The sequence below is a fragment of the Pseudomonadota bacterium genome, from assembly GCA_030859565.1.
Taxonomy (GTDB): Bacteria; Pseudomonadota; Gammaproteobacteria; order JACCXJ01; family JACCXJ01; genus USCg-Taylor.
Genome location: JALZJW010000167.1, coordinates 1 through 7174 on the forward strand (window position 1 = coordinate 1; position 7174 = coordinate 7174).

Sequence of the window (7174 nt, forward strand, 5' to 3'; positions counted from 1 at the left end):
AGTGCGTACAGGTTCCCATTCGCGGCCGTACCCATGCCCTCGAGATCATGCGCCGCGCCTTGGAGCGGCGCCCGAACGGAGGCATCGCCGTCGATGGCCCGCTCGGTCCGTATCACAAGGTCAAACGCGGCGCCGTCAAGCTGGCCGCGGAGCTCGGTTACGTGGTGGTCCCCGCGTCCGCGACGGCGCGCCGCAAACGCATCATCAAGCATCGTTGGGACCGCATGGAGATCCCCGCGCTCTTCACGCGTATCGGGCTCGCGATCGGCGAACCGAAGAAGATCCCGTGCAATCTGTCTCCCGAGCAAAGCCAGGAATGGGTGGTTTGGTTGCGGGAGCAGTTGGAGACGCTGGATCGCCGTGCCGAGGAGCTGGCCGGAGTCCGGAAGCAACAACCCCGCCTGCACGCCGAGCGCGGATCGAAGCTCCTATCGGAGCAGGAAGGCTAGCTGTTAAAGGCGCGTAACCGGAGTCACTCGGCAGCGGCCTATGTCATACCCATTCACCCGAGCCTCCAAGGGTTAGTTTGCATCCTCACGCTCCAGGCCTGAGCGCCCCAAAGATCACCACCGGTATGATGGTGATTTACAGCCTGCCTTACATGGCCTATGCGATCGCAGCCTTGCCGCTGGCGCTGTTCGTACCTTCGTATTACGCCAATTACATGGCGCTACCGCTCGCGGCGGTGGGGATCGCGATTGCCGCCTCGCGCATCCTCGATGTCATCATCGATCCCTTCATAGGCATCGTAAGCGATAGGTGGAACACGCGCTGGGGACGGCGAAAACCCTGGATTGCCGCCGGCGCGCCCCTGTTCATGCTTTCGCTCTGGATGATCTTCGCGCCGCCGCCGGGCGTGACGTTTGGATACCTTTTAGGGTGGACGTGCGTGTTCTTTATCTCGTTCACGCTGGTGGATCTTTCTTACAAAGCGTGGGGAGCGGAGCTGTCCACGGACTATTCGGAACGCTCGCGCGTGACCGCCTGGCGGGAGGCCTTCGGGTTCGCCGGCCAATTGGTGTTCGTGTTGGTGCTCATGGTCCTGGAATCTCTCGGTCAGCAAGAACCGGAGACGCAGTTGAAAGCCATTGCCCTGACCGTGATCCTGACACTGCCGCCGCTACTCATCGTTGCGTTCAAGACGGTGCCCGAGCGTCCCCCGGATACGCTCGCGGGCGAATGGCCGCGGGGTTTCGCGGGTTTCATGCTCGTGGCGCGAAATCCCGCGTTCGTGCGCATGATGATCGCCGTCGTTCTGTTCGTCTCCGGGCTTATCGTTCAAGCGACACTGCATAAGATCGTCCTGGTCCACGTCACCGAGACCCCGCATCTCTTCGCCAGCATGCTGCTGCTCGAGAACATCGCCACCATCGCACTGGTGCCGCTATGGATCCGGATCTCCGATCGCATCGGCAAACACCGCGCCTTGTGCCTGGCGGCGCTTTGGGCCGGAATATGGAGCCTGCTCCTGCCCTTCCACGGGCAGGGCGATGGCTGGCCGCTCATCGGCGTGCTCGCGATTCGCGGCAGCAGCTTCGCGTCCATCCTGTTCCTGGCGAACTCCATCGCCGCCGATGTCGTCGATCATGACACCGTGACCTCGGGCCGGCAGCGTACCGGCCTCTATTTTGCCATCTGGGCGATGACCTACAAATTCGCCATCGCCCTCGGGGTGTTGTTAGCGACCGTGCTCCCGGCGTATTTCGGGTTCGAACCCGCCGACGCGAGCACGCATACCCCCAGCTCCGAATTCGCGCTCATGGCGGTCTACGGCTGGTTGCCGGGCGTGCTGATGGCGCTCGGGGCCCTATTTCTTCGGAATTTTCCGATCGATCAAACGCGCCAACGCGCGCTGCGCGCTCTCATCACGCAACGCGCGCTGGATTAAGTGCCGGGGACAAGATCCTCGGTTGACCGGTGCAGGGCGCGTCAGTACCATAGCGCCGATTCCCCGGTAGCTCAGTCGGTAGAGCGGGTGACTGTTAATCACTAGGTCGGCGGTTCGAGCCCGTCCCGGGGAGCCAGAAAAAACAGCAACTTGCGCACGTAGCACGGAAGCACAAAACCGCATTGCTACTGATTTGCTACCCCTGGAATTAACAGTCGGCGCGTAGATCGGTCTATCCCTCTCGGTTAAGTCGTTCGTTCGATCAATCCCCGCGGTCCCGTCCTCGCCTCGCCATGCCTCGCCAAGAATCCCCCCATTTAAGGGAGTGGCGGCGATGTTCGTCACCTGGTGGCTGATAAGGCAACCCGAAAGACGGGTTGTTATTTAGCCAGTTCGGGCACTGGTCGGCCCATCGGCGCCGATGAGGAAAGCCGCCCGCGGGGCCGCGGCTGCTGTAGCTGAGGTCCTCTTACTTCAGAAACCCAGTTTACCGTTGGCGCCCGTGCCGACAAACCCGAGGGTGTTGAGCCAAGCCGCGATCGCGCTCGGCTTCTCGCCGGCCCTCATACGCCCCCCGGCGGCGCGTGGCAGGTTGAACGCTCGCGCTCGGCACCCCAGGGACCCTTAGCGGTAAATGTCCACCCGCATCCTGCCGATACATCTCGGGCAGGCGCCGGCTCGCATCCCCCTCCCGCGATCCGGCCCTGTACACCCTCGAAGGGATGCGAGGGTGTTTTTATCAATGCTCGCGCCCAACGGTGCAGCCCCCTAGATTTGAACGATCGCGCTCCGCTCCCACCTAAAGGGCAAGAGCGCATCCGTGCTTTTTCTTCGAGGTGGGGTTTTACCCGTTACGAGTAACGGTGCGGCCACCCCCAGGGTATGGCGAAGGAAAGAGCAACAGCGCGTTTGCAATATCATCGGCCCACCGTATCAATTAATTTCCGAATGTCCTCTACCCTCCAAACAGTCGTGCGCGGACCGAGCTTTATTGACTTCGGGTAGCGGCCATCTTGTACCCCCTGCCACCAAGCAGTCTTGCCAATCGGAAAGATTGGAGGGATCGGCGGATCGGCCCTTGGATCGCCGATTATCTGTGTGAGCCTCAGAAATCCGGTTTCCGGGAGGTTGTTCATTTTTGATCTCCTTGATTGGTAACCGCCCCCGAAGGGGCGGGTGTAGGTTTGCGGTTAGGAACGCCCAGTCGCCTTCACGCGGATGTATTTAAGGGTACCGTGCGCCCACAACCCAACCGCGTTCATGCACGAGTCAGGTCCACCGCCAGTTATCCACTCCTTCGGGACCACGCGGCCGTTTAGGTGGCCGTTTAAGGTGAGCCATGCGATTGCTTCTGGCCACTCGACATCCTTCCAGGTGGAGCGCGCCCCTTTCTGGTCCGATTTTCGTTCGATCCCCCAGGAACCCTTCCGTGTCAAAATAAGCCGCTCACGCTCCCCGGTGGCTAGGCTGCGGCCGGCCATCTCGCGGCCATCGGCCCATTCAAACCATTCCAAGTCCGTCCATTTCAAGTTCGTCTTTGTCATGTTGTGCCTCACGCTCTTTTCAGAATTGTTGACGCGCATCGGAAATGATGGGGCGCCGGGCGCTTAGTAGCCGCACAGAGACGGCGCAACGGTATTCCCCTTTCGGGTCTTGTATTCCGGTCGCACGCCCGGCAAATAACTGAGGCACAAAAAAACCGCGAGTCTGACGGGTGCGGTGACCGCTCTGTGTGGCGCTACTAAACGCCTACCTTCAGTATAGTTGATCCCTATGCCGGTTTCAAGAAAAAAAGACGGCCGAGGCGAGGGCTAGGCGAGTTGCCGCACGCCTCACATCGCTTAGATCATTTTCTTAAAGGTGCCGCCGCGGGAGATGGTAAATTGCAAAGGTCCCGTGCGCCCCGCGGTGCGGCGGACCATTCCGTCGAGGCAGCGCACGAGCAGATCGCCGAGTTCGTTGCCGTTCATGTCCTTGCCGGTCACGATGAAGCCGCGCAGCTTCGCGGTCGCGTAGGCCGCCCGCTCAAGTGGGTTGCGGCGGATATTCTGGTCCTTCGTGATTAACACCCAGCCGCGCCGTCCGACTTCTGGAATCCATTCGTGATCGGGCGTGTTGCCCGGGAAATGGTCCAAATGGACTTCGACCCGTGCACCCGCGCCGCGCAACATTTCCGCGACGATATACCGGCCGATCTGGTAATCTAGAAAGAAGGTAAGCGATAAGAGCCGCTTGGCTTCACGCTGCGCGGCGCTCGCAGCGGATGGCATTCTGGACAGCCTCGGGCGGGGCATCGTATTCGCGTGCTAGGACTTCGACGTTGTCGCCGGCATCGAAGCGCTCTGCTAGGATTGCGGTGCGCACGCCGAGGCCATCGAGAATCGGCCGCCCGGACGAGAACTTCGGATCGATCACCACGTCGGCGCTCCTGGCCTTTTCGCGCCCCGCAGGAAACAGGACAATCTTCTCCGGCATCCCTCGCGGGTCGCGCACAACACGCTTCAAGCGGTCGTGGATGATCTCGCGCATCTGAACCTGGCCTTCCTGCGTCGCTCCGATCAGCGAGCCGAACTTCTCTACGAAAAGATCTACGCCGTCCGTCTGGAACTTCTCTTCCGCCAGAGGTCTTTTTGTATCGAACGTGCGGCGCAGGTAAGCCACCGCCTTTCGCACCTTGGGCAATGAGATGTCGTGCTTGCGTCGAACTCCGGCGAGCACGAACGCCTCGACGAGGTTAATGAAGGATAGATGCCGGTTGTTGGGATCGGCGATCTCAATTACCGGTTTGAAGAACTTTGGCTCTCCGCGGTCGCGGTAGCGCTGCCCAAGCATCCAAGCGCGAAGCGTGGACACCGGCAGACGTAGGTAGCCCGCGGCCTCAGGAATGCCGTAGGCCGGTGTGTTCCTCAAGTCTTGTTGGGTGAAAGCGTCGCGCCTCATAAAGCTTCGTCGGCCAGTAGAGATACAAGCGCCTCCGGATATTGTACGACAAGTATAGCGGCGCTCGCGATACCCCCCTAACCTAGAAACCACCGACACCCCCCGCCTCCTTGGGACATCACGGAAAGGGACCCCGCCTCGTAAGTGGGGGTCAGCGGGTCGTCAAGGCTCCGCGGCCTTGTCTGGCCAATACTTCGCGGCGTACGCCTCGGGGCCGATGTTCTTAAGCTCCTCGAAACAACTGGGCGCCAGAACTTCAAAGTCGGCAAGATCGGCCGGTGGGATTTCCTCGCGCTCGGCGACGCCATCAAGACTATCGTTGACCAGCTTGAAAAACTCGGCGAGTGCGTAGCACAGGCCCAGGCATGCTACTTGGTACGCGCGTAGCGCATCTACCGTCGGGACACCGAGATCTTGGCGCAGGTAATTAATGGTCAAGCCCCTGAAATACCGCGAACTGACAACGGCAGGGTAGATGCTACGACAGACCATCTCCTCAAGCGCCTCGCGGTCGTAGGCCGCCTCGCTTTTCCCGTTGCCCTGTAGGTGCGCAAGGACACGCGACAGACGCCAGCGCTTGATCTGCTTGCCGCCCTCGGTCCGCATATCGTCGGGCCGAAGGCTCGCGAGTCGCTTTGCCAGGGTGCGGCGGTCAATGACCAGCTCGATCGATAGGCCGGAAATAGTCCAAAGCTGCGTGGTTATGGCCATGCTTGAGGGGTGGAACACTAGGAAAAGTTTGAAATTAGCGTGCGAACGGGGTCCGAATCACCCGCGCTGGGATTTGGATGGATAGGACCCAAGTAATTGATTATATTAGAATCACTCGCCTTGTGCAATCGGAGCTCATCTCTTGCGTGCGTACACAGCCCTGTAATGAACCAATGAGCTAGAAGGCTCCGCCGCCTTTCATCCCGCAGCAGAGCCGTTGCCTTTACTTGGCCCAGTTACGCGTTACGCCGGTCCCGGATTACGGTACAGACCCCGGTGATCCAGAACCCCGCAGCCGAAGTCCAAGGTGGCTTTGAACTCCAGCCCATCGATTTCCCAGCCCTCTTTCGTCTCGAATATAGGCCCATCGCTGCCGTCCAGATAGGCGAACTCGAGTCCGTCGATCAGCCCTGAATCTGCGGCCAGGTACCAGGCGGTAGCGCTCACCGCATCGAGCCGAGGATCAACAACCAGCTCCAGCCGTCCGCCGAATGGGTTTACATCCGCGGATTGCGTTGCGGCGATCTGCGTTAGGTACTGCTCGGCCACGGTCTCAAGCGCCGCCGGAACAACCAAAAACTTAGGCATTGCATTGATCGGCGTCACGCCATCGAGACCCTTCTGCAACCGCATCGCCTTGCGGGCAGCCCCGAGACTGGTTAAATCAATAGCACCCCCGGTAGCCGCAAGGTTCCCATGTGTTGCATGGAACAGCGCGACACCGTCGGACATGACCGGATTGCTCTGTAAGAGCGTTACCAACTTTTTCGCGACCAATTCCGCGGCCGACTGCCCGAACTTCCCGATCGTATCGATGAACGCGCCAAGGTCGTCGTTCACTAACGATTGTCGCGTAAGCCCGAAGATCCGCGCATAGGTGGCAAGCGCATAGGACTCTTTGCTCTCGGTCATGGAGCCATGGATGACCTCGCCGTGCTCCGAGACTTCCAGCAGCTCCGGCGCCTCACTCAGTTGCAACTTGTTCTTGGCTCGGAAATCTCTCGCGGTGGACTGCTTGGCGATCCTGATCAAACCACCACTGAACGCCTCGTACCCCATCCTCAAAGCTCGCTCTCCGGTCCCGAGCAGAAGGTTTGGAAAGTCGCTCGTGGTGTGTAAGGCCGCGCGGAGGATCCGATCCGGCGCCTGGCCGTGCATCCGGTGACCCGCGCTCTCCAAGCAGATCCCCGCCATGTCGGAAAGCCTCATGTGCAAATAAGGCTCTGCCGACACCGTCGGCTTAGGAAGGATACCAGCCCGCACACAAAGCGCCTCGGTCATTCCTGACAGCTCCCCGCCGTGCGGCGTTGCAGGATATATAGCGGCCGCACTCCGAATATTCACCTCGGATGTCCGATCCGCCAACGCATTTAGGATCTGTTCCCGCGCTTTATCGAGCGGCACGCGATCCCTGATCAGCTGGTCGGCCATCTTCGCATCGAGGCCGCCATCAGTTATGTGCTTGCGGATAAGCAGACCGCGCTCTAACTCGATCTCGGCCTCGCTGCGTGTTTGTACAGGCTCGGTCGTCGCCTGCTTGGTGGGGGTATTCATAGTATTTGGGCTCCTAAAAATGCAGGGGAATGTTCTCGAATCTTCGGACCGGATCTGAGCGCCCGCATCGGCTCCAATTGG

Annotated in this window: 8 protein-coding genes and 1 tRNA gene; 3 read left to right on the forward strand and 6 right to left on the reverse strand. The window is 60.2% G+C overall.

All coding sequences use genetic code 11. The features are described 5' to 3' along the window. The 3 genes from M3436_18050 to M3436_18060 form a co-directional block, all read left to right on the forward strand. Nucleotides 1-449 (forward strand): hypothetical protein (locus M3436_18050; GenBank protein ID MDQ3565912.1); only part of this gene is annotated, 449 nt, incomplete at its 5' end. Nucleotides 450-574: 125 nt separating this feature from the next. Further along, nucleotides 575-1888, forward strand: a complete 1314-nt coding sequence (locus M3436_18055) for an MFS transporter (GenBank protein MDQ3565913.1) — start codon at nt 575-577, stop codon at nt 1886-1888. Nucleotides 1889-1948: 60 nt separating this feature from the next. Continuing rightward, nucleotides 1949-2024, forward strand: a tRNA-Asn gene (locus tag M3436_18060). A 781-nt stretch (nt 2025-2805) separates the two neighbouring features. Here M3436_18060 and M3436_18065 read toward each other — a convergent pair. The 6 genes from M3436_18065 to M3436_18090 all read right to left on the reverse strand — a co-directional run bounded on the left by M3436_18065 (nt 2806) and on the right by M3436_18090 (nt 7093). Next, nucleotides 2806-3024 carry an AlpA family transcriptional regulator gene (locus M3436_18065; protein MDQ3565914.1) on the reverse strand — a complete coding sequence of 73 codons (219 nt, stop codon included), beginning with the start codon at nt 3022-3024 and terminating at the stop codon, nt 2806-2808. Between the two features lie 54 nt (nt 3025-3078). After that, a complete protein-coding gene (locus M3436_18070) occupies nt 3079-3432 on the reverse strand; it encodes a hypothetical protein (protein MDQ3565915.1) in 354 nt (117 codons plus the stop codon). A 297-nt stretch (nt 3433-3729) separates the two neighbouring features. Beyond that, complete coding sequence (locus M3436_18075) at nt 3730-4158, reverse strand: hypothetical protein (GenBank protein ID MDQ3565916.1); 429 nt, start codon at nt 4156-4158, stop codon at nt 3730-3732. After that, entirely contained in the window at nt 4127-4828 is a 702-nt protein-coding gene (locus M3436_18080; GenBank protein MDQ3565917.1) for a DUF433 domain-containing protein, read from the reverse strand. The genes M3436_18075 and M3436_18080 overlap by 32 nt, the downstream gene beginning before the upstream one ends. Nucleotides 4829-4990: 162 nt before the next feature. Beyond that, entirely contained in the window at nt 4991-5539 is a 549-nt protein-coding gene (locus tag M3436_18085) for a hypothetical protein (protein ID MDQ3565918.1), read from the reverse strand. Between the two features lie 243 nt (nt 5540-5782). Next, nucleotides 5783-7093 carry a Mu-like prophage major head subunit gpT family protein gene (locus tag M3436_18090; protein ID MDQ3565919.1) on the reverse strand — a complete coding sequence of 437 codons (1311 nt, stop codon included), beginning with the start codon at nt 7091-7093 and terminating at the stop codon, nt 5783-5785. Nucleotides 7094-7174 lie beyond the last annotated feature (81 nt).